This is a genomic window from Methylobacillus sp. MM3 (assembly GCF_001645185.1).
Taxonomy (GTDB): Bacteria; Pseudomonadota; Gammaproteobacteria; order Burkholderiales; family Methylophilaceae; genus MM2.
Map to the genome: position 1 here is coordinate 278,512 of NZ_LXTQ01000040.1, position 14,712 is coordinate 293,223.

14 protein-coding genes and 1 pseudogene are annotated in these 14,712 nt (G+C 53.5%); 7 read left to right on the plus strand and 8 right to left on the minus strand.

All coding sequences use genetic code 11. The features are described 5' to 3' along the window. Window positions 1-115: 115 nt before the first annotated feature. The 5 genes from A7976_RS11760 (at window position 116) to A7976_RS11780 (ending at window position 5,692) form a co-directional block, all read left to right on the plus strand. The gene (locus tag A7976_RS11760) at window positions 116-1,987 is read left to right on the plus strand and encodes a methanol/ethanol family PQQ-dependent dehydrogenase (RefSeq protein ID WP_371440617.1); all 1,872 of its coding nucleotides are present in this window, start codon (window positions 116-118) and stop codon (window positions 1,985-1,987) included. A gap of 127 nt (window positions 1,988-2,114) precedes the next feature. Continuing rightward, window positions 2,115-3,023, plus strand: a complete 909-nt coding sequence (locus tag A7976_RS11765) for a substrate-binding domain-containing protein (protein ID WP_067111947.1) — start codon at window positions 2,115-2,117, stop codon at window positions 3,021-3,023. A gap of 129 nt (window positions 3,024-3,152) precedes the next feature. Then, complete coding sequence (locus A7976_RS11770) at window positions 3,153-3,677, plus strand: c-type cytochrome (protein WP_067111950.1); 525 nt, start codon at window positions 3,153-3,155, stop codon at window positions 3,675-3,677. Window positions 3,678-3,783: 106 nt separating this feature from the next. Next, window positions 3,784-4,329 carry a c-type cytochrome gene (locus A7976_RS11775; RefSeq protein WP_067111954.1) on the plus strand — a complete coding sequence of 182 codons (546 nt, stop codon included), beginning with the start codon at window positions 3,784-3,786 and terminating at the stop codon, window positions 4,327-4,329. Between the two features lie 22 nt (window positions 4,330-4,351). Further along, window positions 4,352-5,692: an NAD(P)/FAD-dependent oxidoreductase gene (locus A7976_RS11780; RefSeq protein ID WP_067111957.1), complete on the plus strand. Its 1,341-nt coding sequence runs from the start codon at window positions 4,352-4,354 to the stop codon at window positions 5,690-5,692. 57 nt (window positions 5,693-5,749) lie between these two features. On the opposite strand, the gene lplT is transcribed toward A7976_RS11780, so the two are convergent. From lplT to A7976_RS11795, 3 genes are read right to left on the minus strand one after another with little or no spacing between them, the layout of a single operon-like run. Further along, entirely contained in the window at window positions 5,750-6,928 is a 1,179-nt protein-coding gene (lplT, locus tag A7976_RS11785; RefSeq protein ID WP_067111960.1) for a lysophospholipid transporter LplT, read from the minus strand. A gap of 44 nt (window positions 6,929-6,972) precedes the next feature. Continuing rightward, a complete protein-coding gene (locus tag A7976_RS11790) occupies window positions 6,973-8,370 on the minus strand; it encodes a PhoH family protein (protein ID WP_067111963.1) in 1,398 nt (465 codons plus the stop codon). Window positions 8,371-8,385: 15 nt separating this feature from the next. Further along, complete coding sequence (locus tag A7976_RS11795; protein ID WP_067111966.1) at window positions 8,386-8,841, minus strand: peroxiredoxin; 456 nt, start codon at window positions 8,839-8,841, stop codon at window positions 8,386-8,388. A gap of 65 nt (window positions 8,842-8,906) precedes the next feature. On the opposite strand from A7976_RS11795, the gene thpR reads away from it, so the two are divergent. After that, entirely contained in the window at window positions 8,907-9,455 is a 549-nt protein-coding gene (gene thpR / locus A7976_RS11800; protein WP_067111969.1) for an RNA 2',3'-cyclic phosphodiesterase, read from the plus strand. Here the strand turns inward: thpR and A7976_RS11805 are convergent. The 3 genes from A7976_RS11805 to A7976_RS11815 all read right to left on the minus strand — a co-directional run bounded on the left by A7976_RS11805 (window position 9,432) and on the right by A7976_RS11815 (window position 12,731). Further along, entirely contained in the window at window positions 9,432-10,922 is a 1,491-nt protein-coding gene (locus A7976_RS11805) for a HAMP domain-containing sensor histidine kinase (RefSeq protein WP_067111972.1), read from the minus strand. The genes thpR and A7976_RS11805 overlap by 24 nt on opposite strands. 14 nt (window positions 10,923-10,936) lie before the next feature. Then, window positions 10,937-11,689 carry an energy transducer TonB gene (locus A7976_RS11810; RefSeq protein WP_067111975.1) on the minus strand — a complete coding sequence of 251 codons (753 nt, stop codon included), beginning with the start codon at window positions 11,687-11,689 and terminating at the stop codon, window positions 10,937-10,939. Window positions 11,690-11,819: 130 nt separating this feature from the next. After that, complete coding sequence (locus A7976_RS11815; protein ID WP_067112085.1) at window positions 11,820-12,731, minus strand: quinoprotein relay system zinc metallohydrolase 2; 912 nt, start codon at window positions 12,729-12,731, stop codon at window positions 11,820-11,822. Window positions 12,732-12,937: 206 nt separating this feature from the next. On the opposite strand from A7976_RS11815, the gene A7976_RS11820 reads away from it, so the two are divergent. Next, on the plus strand, window positions 12,938-13,540 hold the full coding sequence (locus A7976_RS11820; RefSeq protein ID WP_067111978.1) for a cytochrome b: 603 nt from the start codon (window positions 12,938-12,940) through the stop codon (window positions 13,538-13,540). Between the two features lie 56 nt (window positions 13,541-13,596). On the opposite strand, the gene A7976_RS11825 is transcribed toward A7976_RS11820, so the two are convergent. Both A7976_RS11825 and A7976_RS15200 read right to left on the minus strand, forming a co-directional pair. Continuing rightward, window positions 13,597-14,400: a quinoprotein dehydrogenase-associated SoxYZ-like carrier gene (locus A7976_RS11825; protein ID WP_067111981.1), complete on the minus strand. Its 804-nt coding sequence runs from the start codon at window positions 14,398-14,400 to the stop codon at window positions 13,597-13,599. Between the two features lie 76 nt (window positions 14,401-14,476). After that, window positions 14,477-14,712: pseudogene (locus A7976_RS15200) on the minus strand (hypothetical protein); the annotation flags it as partial.

Consider the following 14,712-nt stretch of genomic DNA (forward strand, 5'->3'; position numbering starts at 1 on the left):
GTTGCGAAAAGCAAGGTTTAAAGGGGCGCGTATAACTCGGCACAAGGGAGCGCGCACTGGAGAGCTTTGCTTTATTAACCCTTAGTTGTAACTACTATGGAGATTGAACATGGAGATGAGCAAACTCAAGATCGCTCTGGGTCTTGCCGCTGGCATGACCATTGCAATGCCGATGGCAGCAATGGCAGCAGCAGATCAAGAAGCAGCAATGGCCGATGCCAACAACTGGGCACATCCGCGTGGCCAGTTCGACAATTCCGGCTACAGCAAATTGTCCCAAATCAACAAGGGCAACATCAAGAACCTGAAGGCTGCCTGGACATTCGCCACCGGTGTTAACCGTGGTCACGAAGGTTCTCCGGTTGTCGTCGGCAACATGATGTACGTTCACACCGCGTTCCCGAACAACGTGTATGCACTGGATCTGAACGACAATCAAAAGATCGTCTGGTCCTACTTCCCGAAACAGGATCCGTCCGTTCAAGCAGTTCTGTGCTGCGACAACGTGAGCCGTGGTCTGGGCTTCGGCGACGGCAAGATCTTCCTGCAACAGAACGACGGCATGCTGGTCGCTCTGGATGCGAAGACCGGTGCCAAGGTGTGGGATGTCAAGAACACCGATCCTAAGGTCGGCGCTACCAACACCAACGCTCCGCACGTGATCAAGGACAAGGTACTGACCGGTTGTTCCGGCGCTGAATTCGGCGTCCGTTGCTTCCTCGCTGCTTATAACATCAAGGACGGCTCCCTGGCATGGAAGGCATACAGCACCGGCCCGGATAGCGAAGTTCTGATCGGCAAGGATTTCAACAAGGATAATCCTCACTACAGCGCACTGTCCGTCTACCAGGACGTCAACGGTGGCAACAAGGAAGGCGGCTCCTTCAAGGCTCTGTCCAAGGATCAGATGAAGTTCCCGGAAACCGACCTGGGCGTGAAGACCTGGCTCAAGCCGCAAGCAGTCAAGGATGGCTGGCAACATGGTGGTGGTTCGACCTGGGGCTGGTGGCCGTATGATCCTAAGTCCAACCTTGTCTACTACGGTACCGGCAACCCGTCCGTATGGAACCCGGACGTGCGTCCTGGCGACAACAAGTGGTCCATGACCATTTTCGCTCGCGACGTAGACACCGGTATCGCCAAGTGGGGTTATCAAATGACTCCGCACGACGAGTGGGACTATGACGGCATCAATGAAGTGATCCTGTTCGACAAGGGTGGCAAGAAGTATGCATTCCACACCGATCGTAACGGCTTCAACTACACGTTTGATGCTGCCAACGGCTCCCTGGTGGTTGCTGAAAAGGCTCACCCCTTCATCAACTGGGCTACTCACGTTGATCTGAAGTCCGGCGTACCGCACAAGGACGGCAAGTACTCCACCCACCAGGATTACAATGCCAAGGGTATCTGCCCGGCAGCTCTGGGTGTGAAGGACCAACAACCGGCTTCCTACTCCCCGAAAACTGGCCTGATGTACATCCCGCTGAACCACGTTTGTATGACCTACGAACCGGTTGAGTCCAAGTACGTTGCCGGCCAACCGTGGGTTGGCGCTACCCTGACCATGTTTGCTGGTCCGGATGGCGTGATGGGCGGCTTCCAAGCTTGGGATCCGATCAAGGGCAAGTCCGTTTGGTACAACAAGGAGAAGTTCTCCGCTTGGGGTGGTTCTCTGGCTACTGCATCCGACATCGTGTTCTACGGCACCCTGGACCGTTGGTTCAAGGCTGTTGACGCGAAGAACGGTAAAGAGCTGTGGAAGTTCCAGGTGGGTTCCGGTGTGATCGGCAATGCCTTCACCTACGGCCACAAGGGTAAGCAATACGTTGGCGTGCTGTCCGGTATCGGCGGCTGGGCTGGCGTGGCGATGAACCTGGGCCTGACCACTGACACCGACGCACTCGGTGCCGCTGGCGGTTACAAGGAACTGACCAAGTACAACGCTGCTCCTGGCGGCGGTGCACTGAACGTGTTCGCTCTGTAATTGAAGTCGAAAGACCGATAGTTATAGAACTAACAGTTAGTTAGTGTGTCACACAAGCACCCCGCTTCGGCGGGGTGCTTTTTGTCTGCAACAGCAACATAACTAACTGACGACGAGGTGAAGTGTAATGTTGAAACAAATAAATAAGATTGCAGCAACAGCAGCGATTTGTATGTTTGCTGCGAATGTTTATGCTGGGGCTGGTCAAGAACTTGATGTAGATCCGGAAACTGGCCGTGGTGGAGAACCCACACGTGTTGAGGATCCGTCAGCTTTCCGTGTATGTGCGGACAGAGATAACCTTCCATGGTCGAATGACAAGCAGGAAGGTTTTGAGAATAAAATAGCGGAATTGATTGCGAAGGATCTCGGCAAGAGACTGGAGTATCAGTTCTGGGTAGATAGGTTTGGTTTTGTGCGTAATACGCTAAACGCTCACCGTTGTGATGTCATGATTGGCACGGTAGCAGGTAACGATATGATGCTTACATCGAAACCTTACTATCGATCCGGATACGCTTTTGTGTATCGTAAAGACAGCGGCAAAAAAATTACCGATTACGACTCACCTGACCTGAAAACATCCGTGATCGGACTTGTGGGTATGACACCTCCAACACGGCCGCTTGAAGACAAGGGCTTGTTAGGAAACGCCAAACCGTACCGGTTATGGCGAGATCTTAATCAGCCGCCAAGTCTTCTGATCGATGACGTGGTCAAGGGTGAAATTGACGTTGCAATCGTGTGGGGCCCAATCGCGGGTTACTATGCTAAAAAGTCACCTGTAGAGTTGGTAGTAGTTCCGACACCTGAGTATGCCGAAACCAATGTTCATGGTAAGTCTTACTGGAACATCTCCGTGGGTGTACGTAAACGGGATAAGGAGCGTCTGGCAATGATTCAGGGCGCGCTAGATCGTCGCCAGGCAGATATCATCCGGATACTGGATGAGTACGGGATTCCGCATGTACCCGTGATTCAAGAAAAGCGCGGAGAAACCGAAGAACGCGGTGATGCGATTCCGAAGTTCCATTAATTAGGTAGAAAAGCCGCCGGCATGTGTTGTCAACCATGTCGGCGTTATTTCGTTATTTACTTACAGCTTGAGTTTGTTGCAAACAGCATAGATTCAACAGGGTTTTGATTAATAAAACGAGGAGATGTTATGAAAGGCAAGATGGTAGTAGGTAAGATGACTTTGTTTGTTTCTATGCTCGCCATAGCAGGCATGATGCCACTTCAAGCGAGTGCGGAATGCAAGTTTGAATCCACCAAGGCGGGCAATGCACCTTTCACGGTCAAGCCTACGGAAAAAGATTCTCCCGAAGCCAAAACATTCCTGGAAACTTGCATCAATCCTTATACCAAAATGTATGTTGCCGACCCTGAAAAAGCAAAGGCCGGCAAGAAGCTGTTCGGTTACTATTCCTGTACTCAGTGCCATGGCGGCAACGCAGGAGGCCAAACGGGCCCCAGCATCATTGATGACACCTGGCAATATGCCAAGCACCAAACGGATAAGGGTATGTTCGAAACCATTGCCAATGGCAGTGATGCAGGCATGCCAGCATGGCACCAACAGCCAGCAGGCAATGCGGAGCTTCTCAGCACCGATGAAGTCCTGAAAATTATCGGCTGGTTACGCGCGAGCTTCAAGGGTAGCGACCCATCCAAGCCCTGGCTGAAGTAATCACTGAATTTCCCAAATACGGCCACATTAGTGGCCGTTTTGTTTATATGTCTGGCTGATGAGCTTCAGGTTAGAATGAAACGACTTTGTTCGGAAGGAGATACATATGCAAAAAATACAACTTACTTTCATTGCCGCTTTGCTTGCATTGGGACTTACGGCTTGCGGAAAAAATAACGGCACGGATAGCACAGCAGGTGACAGTGCTAAAGCTCAATCGGGGTCCGATGCAAAAATGGTGGAATTTGTAACAACGCAGGATGGCAAACCACTGGAAATAAATGCAGCACAATTTGATACTCCGGCTGCAAAAGAATTCATGACAACTGGCAAGAATCCCTATGTCGGTAATGAAGAAGCCAGCCAGAAAGGGAAGAAGCTTTTCCAGTTGTATTCTTGCACGCAATGCCATGGAGGGGATGCACAAGGCCAAACAGGTCCCAGTCTTCATGGGCCTGATTACAAGTACGCGAAGGATGCCACGAATAAGGGCATGTTCGAGACGATCTGGCACGGGACCAATGGGGGGATGGGAGCAAAAGGCAAGGGTTTGATGGACCCCACCGACCCCAACAATGGGTTGTCCGTGGACGAAGCGCTGAAGATTATTGCCTGGATTCGTACTCACGGAACGACCACCGGTAACGAATAAAAATATCAATGGAAGGTTATTTATGGCATTGAAATCCCAATCGCCAGTGACGCCGCACCATGTCGTCATCGTGGGCGGCGGGGCGGGTGGCCTGGAATTGGCTACCCGCTTGGGCGATAAATTAGGAAAAAGCGGGAAAGCCGCGATTACTCTGGTGGACAAGACTTCCACGCATTTATGGAAGCCATTGCTGCATGAAGTGGCGGCAGGCAGCATGGATATCGATCAGCACGAATTGGAGTATCTGGCGCAGGCTCGCTGGCACCACTTCAAATTTCGGCTTGGGGCGATGGAAGGCTTGAGTCGTACCATGAAGGAGATAACGCTGTCGCCGGTTTTCGATCTCGATGGCAAAGAGCTTATTCCGCGACGATCGCTTAAATACGATACGCTTATCATCGCAGTAGGCAGCGTATCCAACGATTTCGGTGTTCCGGGCGTCAAGGAGCATTGCATCGCATTGGATACACAAGCGGATGCGGTTGTCTTTCACCAAAAGCTGATCAATGCGTGCATCCGGGCGCAAACGCAGGAGTGGAGGTTGGGTCAGGGGCAGCTTGATGTAGCCATCATTGGAGGCGGTGCGACAGGCGTTGAGCTTTCGGCCGAGTTGCACAATACGACGCGTGAGCTGACAGCATACGGACTGGATCGTATCGATCCGGACCGCGATATACGCCTCAGTATCATTGAAGCCGCGCCTAGAGTGCTGCCAGCGCTTCCAGAGCATCTGTCGCTTGCGGTACAGCGGCAATTGGTGGATCTCAAAGTTGATCTTCACTTGGGAAAACGCGTGACGAAAGTCGATAACAACGGCGTTTATACCGGCGATGATCATTTTATTCCGGCAAAACTGGTTGTTTGGGCAGCCGGGATCAAGGCGCCGGACTTCCTGAAGAATATTGATGGTCTGGAGACTAATTGGTGCAATCAGTTGCTGGTCAAGCAGACGTTGCAGACCACGCGCGATGAAAGCATCTTTGCGTTCGGCGATTGTGCAGCCTGTCCATGGCCGGCACAAGGTGAAGGGCAATTGGTTCCTCCTCGCGCCCAAGCAGCACACCAGCAGGCATCAATGCTCGTCAAGAGTGTCGTCAATCGTATTAGTGGCAAGTCGCTACCGGAATATAAATACAGGGATTTCGGGTCGTTAGTGAATCTTGGCAAATACACGACGGTCGGCAACCTGATGGGTGGATTGACCAAGGGCGACTTGTTCATTCAGGGGGTTGTAGCTCGCATCATGTACCAATCACTCTACAAGATGCATCTTTATGCATTGCATGGAATGACGAAAGTGGTGCTGGATACGATTGCACGTATCATCACGCGACGTACGGAGCCGCACGTCAAGCTGCATTAAATTTGAGCGTGGTATGCAGATAAAAAGCCGCCTGTCTTGCAGGCGGCTTTTTTATGTTTATGGATGGTGGTGCAACGGGCGTTGATTGCGATAAATGCGATAGATGATGCCCATGGTCAGGCTTACGAAGGCACCAAAAAGAAAGACGATCGACATGATCGACATTTCAGCTTTTACCATCATGGTATAGGCGCCGATCATCAACAGAATACCCAGGTTTTCATTGAAATTTTGCACGGCGATGGAATGTCCTGCGCCGATCAGGATATGGCCGCGATGCTGCAGCAGCGCGTTAAGAGGCACTACAAAATAACCCGCCAATACGCCGATGACAAAGAGTATGACGGCGGCGATATGCCATTCGGTAATCAATACCATGCCGGCAACGAGAAAGCCCATCAGGATACCAGCTGGCAATACTTTGACCGATTCCTCGAGTTTCACGTATCTTGCGGCGAACACGGACCCAAACGCGATACCAAAAGCCACCATGGCGGTAAGCTGAGTGGATTTATCGAGGCCGAAGCTCAAAGCAATCGCAGCCCAGGCAATGACAACAAGACGCATGGTGGCTCCTGCGCCCCAGAACAAGGTGGTTACAGCTAGTGCTACTCGCCCTTGCGGGTCGCGCCAGAGTGCAATGAAGGCATGCCAGAAGTCGTGCAATAAATAAAACAGGCTTTTCTTGGGAATAGTGTGATCGATAGGTACATGCGGAATATACATATTGAAGCCGGCCGCTGCAAGGTAGAGCACGGTGATGATAATCATTGCCAGGCGAGGGTCGACGGAGGCCATGTGACCGCCGATGACGGCACCCAGAATGATGGCTGCAACCGTCGTGCCTTCCATCCAGCCGTTTGCTTTTACCAAGTAATCGGGAGGAAGATATTCGGTGAGAATGCCGTACTTTGCAGGCGAATAGGACGCTGCTCCGATCCCAACAATTGCGTAAGCATAAAGAGGCGGCATTCCAAGCAGCATCGCAAGCGAGCCTATGAACTTGATGGCATTGGAAATGAACATTACCCGTCCCTTGGGTAATGAGTCGGCAAATGAGCCGACGAAGGGTGCAAGAGCAATATACGAAATGACAAATACGCCTTGAAGCACAGGCGTATGCCAATCAGGCGCGCTCATTTCCACGAGCAATGCTATGGCGGCAAAAAGGAGCGCATTATCGGCGAGTGCCGACAGGAACTGCGCCGCGAGTATGATGTAAAAACCTGAATTCATGATGAAATCATGGCGCTGCTAAATTCGGACGCCATTGAAAGTCGCTAGAGCACCTCAGCAGCAAAGTCGGCCAGGCGAGAGCGCTCGCCGCGCATGAGCGTGACATGTCCATTGTGCTGCCATCCCTTGAAGCGATCGACAACATACGTCAAACCGGAGCTGCCTTCCGTCAGGTAGGGCGTATCGATCTGGGCGATATTGCCGAGACAGACAACCTTGGTACCGGGGCCCGCGCGCGTGATCAGGGTTTTCATCTGCTTGGGCGTGAGATTCTGCGCTTCGTCAATAATCAGGAATTTATGCAGGAAAGTACGTCCGCGCATAAAGTTGAGTGATTTGATCTTGATGCGCGTGCGGATCAGGTCCTGCGTAGCAGCACGCCCCCAATCGCCGGCTTCGTCATCAGTTTTGTTGAGTACATCGAGGTTATCTTCGAGTGCGCCCATCCATGGCGCCATTTTCTCCTCCTCGGTGCCGGGCAGGAAGCCGATATCCTCTCCTACAGGAACAGTGACGCGGGTCATGATGATTTCGCTGTAGATTTTCTTGTCCAGCGTTTGCGTCAGTGCGGAAGCCAGTGTCAGCAGTGTCTTGCCGGTGCCAGCCTGACCCAGTAGCGTGATGAAGTCGACATCGGGATCCATCAGCAAATTGAGCGCGAAATTCTGTTCGCGATTGCGTGCGGTGATGCCCCAGATGTTGTTTTTGGGCTGGGTGAAATCCTTGACCACCTCCAAAACGGCGGATTTTCCTTGCTGTTCGCGCACGATGGCGTGAAAGGGTTTTTCGAATTCGTAATAGACGAATTCGTTGACCATGAAGCTCTGACAAAGCGGGCCGGTGATGCGGTAAAACATCTTGCCGGACTCCTGCCAGGACTCCATCGCCTTGCTATGTTTTTCCCAGAAATCGGCCGGCAATTCCTTCATGCCGGAATACAGGAGTTCCGTATCTTCCAGGACTTTGTCATTGAAGTAATCTTCCGCAGCGATGCCCATGGCTCGGGCCTTGATGCGGATATTGATGTCCTTGCTGACGAGGGTGACCTGGCGCTCCGGATATTGCTTCTGCAAGTAAACGACAACGCCCAGGATCTGGTTGTCGGCCTTGCTTCCGGCCAGCATCGGCAATTCAACGCTGACGGCGTGCGTCTGGAGGAAGAGGCGGCCGGTACTGAAATTATTATTGTTGACGGTAAGAGGGCAACCTTCTTCAAGGTTGGCGAGGCGGTGGCCAATGATTTCTTCCAGGTTGCGGCTGGCCTGGCGGGCGTTGCGCGCGACTTCAGTCAGCCCCTTTTTGTTATTGTCCAGTTCTTCCAGTGTCACCATCGGCAGGTAGACGTCGTGTTCCTCAAAACGGAATAGACTGGATGGGTCATGCATCAATACATTGGTATCGAGAACGAACAGCTTGGTATTGGCGCCGCGTTTTTTTGTCATGCCAGTAACGCTTTCCTAGATTGATTGAATGAAATCGAGCAGCGCCTGGGCGTGATTGGGGACTTTTACGCCTCGCCATTCTTGCCGCAATAAGCCATTTTCGTCGATGACGAACGTGCTGCGTTCGATACCGCGAAACTGTTTGCCATACATGTTTTTCATTTTGATGACGCCGAAAAGCGAACAGGCCAGTTCTTCGGTATCTGCAAGCAGATCGAATGGAAAATTCTGTTTTGCCTTGAAATTCTCGTGCGATTTCAGGCTGTCACGAGAGATACCAAATATCTCTGCGCCGGCTTCCTTGAATTTCGGATAAAGGTCGCGAAACTGCTGGCCCTCGGTGGTGCAGCCGGGAGTCGAATCCTTGGGGTAGAAATAGAGGACGAGTTTTGTTCCGCCATATTGCGAAAGCTTGAATTGCCGGGTGCCGGTGGCGGGGAGTTCGAAGTCGGGTATGGCTTGATTCAACATGATGAGAGTCTAACGCTTAACGCTATCATTGTTGTTAAAAAATGTCGGTGAGGCAATAGATACGGATGAATATTCCAGCAAAGGATGATGGTGCCGGGAAGGCGCGAGTATTTTTTGCCTTATGGCCTGAACCAGCGCTGCGTCGTCAATTGCATGCATTGGCGCTGCATTATCAGGGGGCATGCGGCGGCAGCGTCATGCGTGCCGAAACTCTGCACCTTACGCTGTTGTTCCTGGGAGAAGTGTCGCAAGAGAATATCCGGAAATTACAGCAGCAAGTCGATGCGCTGGAAATGGCGCCGTTTTCCATTCATCTGGCGCATATCGCATGCTGGCGCCATAACCGGATCGCCTATGCTGCGCCGGAGGGGGAGACTGCACCGTTGCAGACGTTGTCGCAAGCATTACGCGTGCTCACGGATACCATTGGAGTCGAATTCGACCGCCGGGATTTTACGCCGCATGTGACGCTGCTGAGAAAAGTGACGCAGGCATTCGAGTCGCAGCCTATCGAGTTGCCCGAGTGGAAGGTCGAGACCTTTTCTTTGGTCAAGTCATCAACGCTCAATGGGAGAGCGAGTTATCGCACATTAAAAACCTGGAGATGCACGTGATGAATCGGGCTGTTCGATGCGGCGCGGAAGATCGAGAAGGACCAGGGTCCCGCCGCCTTCACGCGGATGAAATGCCAGGCTGCCGCCCAGAGCTTCACATGCCTTGAACGCAAAAGGAATTCCGAGTCCCGTACCGAATCGCTTGGTCGATGGGCCGGGACTGAGCGCACCTGGGTCGGGTTTGAACGGCATGCCTGCGCCGCGGTCTGCAATCTGAATTTCAATGCGTTCGTGTGATATCGCATGCGTAATCGAAATGGCGGAGTCGGCGGACGATGCGTCGATGGCATTCATGAGCAGATTGTAAAGTGCCTGTTCCAGCAGGTGCTCGTCCAGAATGGCGGTGTCTTTGTCATTCGCAGGCTGGAGTTCCACGGTGATGGATTTTTCCCTGAGTTTTTGCTGCAAAGGCATAAGCGCACCTTGAATCACGGATTGCAGGCTGCAGGATTTCGGCTGCGGTTTGAGCGGATGGAGGTAAGCGAGCATGGCGCCTGTCCAGCGTTCCAGTCTGTCTACCGCACTGATGATGTCCTTGAGCGCATCTCGTGTTTCGGCATCCAGTTCGGGGGTGTCTGCGACCTGCGCCGTTGCCCGGATGCTGGCAAGCGGATTGCGGATGTTGTGCGCCAGCATCGGCACCAATGCCCCCTGCGCCGCCTGTTTTTCGCTACGGACGAGGGCTTCCTGGCTGCGCGCGAGATCGTTCGCCATGCGGTTGATGGATCCGGCGAGCGTAGCCAGTTCCGCGGCGCCTTCGGTCGGTGCTTTGTGCTCCAGCCTGCCCGCGCTGATTTCCATCGTGGCGTGCAGGATGTCCGAAATCGGGCGAACGATGGCGCGTTTCAGGAACAGGCGGGAGAACATCAGCAGCAGAGTAGCCAGGCCTATCGGGATGATGAGCAGTGTAATCGCCGTGCGATTGGCGTCTTCCAGCCTTTTTTGCAATTCCTGCTGCTTTTGCGTCAATAATCGTTCGGCATGGGCGGAAATCGCCTCATAACGGCTGAAAATCCCGGATTCGAGATCGGTATTCAATGCCTTGCGCAATTCATCGCTGGGCATTTCGCTGTGACGGTGCAGGACATCGCCGGTTTCACGCAGGAAATCCCGATAACTTTGCTCGAGCCGGGCAACGGCATCGAGCTCTTCCGACCCTACCGCCATGCCGCGCAATTCACTGAAATGGTGTTCTACCGAACGCGTGTAACCGTCGTATTCTTCCCGTGCCAAGGGATCGTCGAGGAAATACGCGTCGAAAAGCTCTTTCATCTGGCGATAGAGATCACCGCGCGTCTGCTGGATTTCCTGAATGAGCCGGTTGATGCGCAGCGACTCGTGAGAAGCCTGCTGCCAAAAATGGATGCCGGCGGCCCCCGCGACGCCGGCCAGCACGATGAGCAAGACGAAGATCAACTCATGGGTAAGCAGCAATTGCTTCAGCGATTTTGGCTTGTGCTGCGCCATGGTCGAGATCGGGTTTATTCGAGCCGGAAGGAAATCGGGACGCGAACTGTGAAGCTGCGGCCGCGCAATGCTTCGGGAATGGGGGGCGGCTGTACCATGCGCTTCACCATTTCCTGGGCTTCCGTATTGAATACTTCGCGGTCGCTGGCTTCTTCGATCCTGACCGACACTACCTTGCCATTGGTATCGATTTCCAGCAGAAGGCTTACGGAGCCTTCCCAGCCGCGCATCTGGGCGATACGCGGGTAGCGCTTGTGCTTGCCGATTTCACGGCTGAGCGAGTTGCCGTAAGCCTGACGAGCAGATTCGAGATCCGCTTCGCTGGGGCCGACGGGTTTCGGCGGCTCGGGCGGCGGTGGAGGTGGCGCCGTAAAGGTGGGCGGATGTTCTTCAGCCTTCGGCGCGGCGGAAATAACAGGAGGGGCAGGCGGCGGATCCGAGTGGGGCGCCTCGGTAGGCGTGTCAGGTATTTGTACCGGAGCGGGTTGCTCGACGGGTTTGGGCGGAGTTGCCTGTTTCACCGGTTCGGGTTTGGGTTCCGGCTTAGGAGGCTCCGGTTTAGGAGGTTCTGGCGGTGCGACTTCCTCAACGGGCTGGGGCGGCTCGGGCTTTACCAACTCTACAGTCAGGACGGATTTCTGAACAGGATGATCAAACTGGATGGGCTGCATGAATCCGGCGAGTATTGCATGCAGGATTACCGATAACCCCAAGGCCCAAGCCAAGCTGTGCTGTTTGAGATGATTGACGAAATCGGCGCGGGCCATCTAGGGATTTTTTCTAACTGCTGCGTTGGGTTAAATGGGAAACGCCGCATTATAGCAGCAAGCGAATCCGCGGCTTACCTCGGGAAGTCTGCGGTAAAACAAGCAGATGAACAGAGGGTGGCCAATGATTTCATTCCCATTCAAGCTTGGGGTAAATGAGATTTACATTGCGGCGATTGACGCTATCGAACAATACCCAGTTTTCCTTTTCGGATGCGGCAGCGGTATCCATGGATTGTTCCATGGATTCGCCGTTCTGGATGCTGCTGCGTACGTCGGCCAGCAGTGTTTCCAGATAGCGCTGCTCATTGTTCAGCGCCTGATTCCAGTCGGTCACGACAGGCCCGTGCCCGGGAATGGCGCGTAGAGCGGAAACGGCGCGCAGCGTTTCTATCGCGCTCAGCCATCCCTTGACGTCGCCATCGATGGACGGCGTGCGCTCGACAAAAAGAAGATCGCCTGTCCAGAGTGTCGCGGTGGAATGGTCCAGAACGGTAAGGTCGGTATTGGTGTGAGCCGTGGGGTAAGCGGTCAGCAATAAGTTACGACCGCCGAGATCGAGTTCCAGCGTGGAAGTCACGGCCTGCGTCGGTTTGACGATATCGCTGCCGGTGGCGGCCTCTCCCAGCCACGTGGCGTTATTGCGAAGGTAAGCTTCCTTGCGCAATTCCATCGCATTTGCCAGATTGGCATGCCCGACGTAGATCGGCTTGTCGGCCAGAAAAGCGGCATTGCCGAATATGTGGTCGGGATGCACATGGGTATTGATGACGTAAAGTACGGGCAAGGGCGTGACCTTGCGCACCGATTCGCGCAACCGTTGTCCAATCGCCAGACTACCGCCGCTATCGATGATTGCGACGCCTTTTTCGCCGACGATGAAGCCGATATTGCTGATATCGCCGTGATATCCCTGATCGAGGTCCTCATGCGTGCCGTGATGCACATATACGCCGGGTGCGGCTTCATCCATGGGCAGGGGTTCGGCGCGGGCGGCCAGTGTGACGAAAGTAGCCAGCAGCAACATCAACCATTTATGCATATGAATATCGGCCTTCATCATGGGTTCGAGGGATAGAGACTAGGGTTGGGGAAGAGCTATTATGCCATTTTTGCTTGGACTTCCGGCTTGTCTGGGCGGTTCAGCCAGGCTCCATCGATGTTGGCTCAAGAAAAAAAGTGTATATTTCGGCTGGGCCCGGATGAGATTGCCGGGGGAATATTTAATCCATTGACAGGCTGGATCTAATGAACGACACCGTAGAACGCTATACGAAAACAGCGATTATCCTGCATTGGCTGGTCGCTCTCATGATTATTGTCATGCTGGCGCTGGGTTTATGGATGCATGAACTGCCCAAGGACGCTCCTAAAACTGCTGTTTTCGATTTATTCAACTGGGGTATCTATACGGTAACGCTGCCGGAGCCGGTGTCGGTGCGAACGTTTTATTTCAATCTGCATAAATCGATAGGCATGACCGTTCTGGTAATTATTCTGATCCGTGTTATCTGGCGCTTGACACATGCTGCCCCGGCATTCCCCGCCACCATGAAGGCGTGGGAGATGAAACTTGCCGATTGGGGACATAAAGGGCTGTATGTATTGATGTTGGTGTTGCCGCTCAGTGGTTTCATCATGTCGATTTACAGCAAATGGGGAATCATGTGGTTCGGCATTCCGGTAGTGAAGGGGCTGGATAATCCCCAGTTGCGCGATTTTTTCAAGGAAGTGCACGAAATCTCGGCATGGCTGATAATCCTGCTAATTGTTTTGCATGTGATCGCCGCGGTTAAGCACAAGGTGGTGGACAAGGACGATGTCATGAAGCGCATGTCCTTGCATGGCTGAGTGAAGTAAAAAAACAAAGGGGCGCCAGGGCGCCCTTTTTTATTGCCTGCTATCCGTCAACCTTTGAATTCGATCGTCTGCGTGAAAGACTTGCCTTCATTGTCTTCTGCCTTCACATCCAGGCTGCCCGGGCCATCAGGCAGATAGCTGAAGCGCAGATACGGGTCTTCGGAAACGCCTACCGCAAAATCTGCATGCATGACCGGCTTGCCGTTATGGGTGAATGCGACCTTCTGAATGTAAAAAGCCGGTTTGTAGCCGCCGGAGGCCAGATCACGCTGCAAGCCCGTGAACATCGGATGTTTGATATGGAAAGTCGCGAATGCGGCTTCACCGGTTTTTGCCGGGGCTTCGACATTCATCTTGATCTTGCCGGCTGCCGCGCGAATTGCGGTATCGTCGCCATCGACCAGCCCGCCACAACCGCCGGCAGCGCGGATGACAATTGCCGCCATGTACAGCTTCCCGTCCGCCGTTTCGCCGATGGCGTGGATGTAAGAATCGGTTTCCATGCGAATGCGGGTGGAAAGCTGCGGCTTGCCGCTCAGTTCGGTGAAATGATAGATCGCAGCCAACGGAATCGGGTTTGCGTCCACGATTACGTAGACTTTCTTGATGGCATCCTGCTCGCCCAGGCTTTTGTCTATCGTCAGCGTAATTGGCACTTGCGCGCCGCTTTCTGCGCGCTTGGGGCCCTCAAGCTTGATGAAGGGGGCCGGTTCTATGGTTTTGCCGGCAAAGAAACTTTCCTTGAGTGCCGGCCATAACTGGTCCGATGCTTCGGCCAGCGCGTTTCCGCTATATGCCAGGCCCAGGCCGATGAGTGCGATGAACTGTCTGTAACCCCGTGTAATGCGCATGATGACGTTCTCCTGATTCCTGTTCTTGTATATTAGCAAAATTGCACATACTGGGCTGCGGTTTCAAAAGAAAAGTTCAATCAAGGGTCATCATCTGCTCGAACGGCGTCTGCAGAGAGGCCGCATTATCCTGCCCCTTGAACGCCCGGTCGACGAGATAGAGCGCATTGGCGAGGTGCAGGTCCTCCGGCACCTTCTGGCCGTTGGTGACGTAGTGCAGGTCCAGCCCATGGCGGATCAGGCAGTCAATGGCCGGAGCAATCGACACCGACTCGTCGATCTTGGACAGGATCACCCCGTCCATGCCGGAGC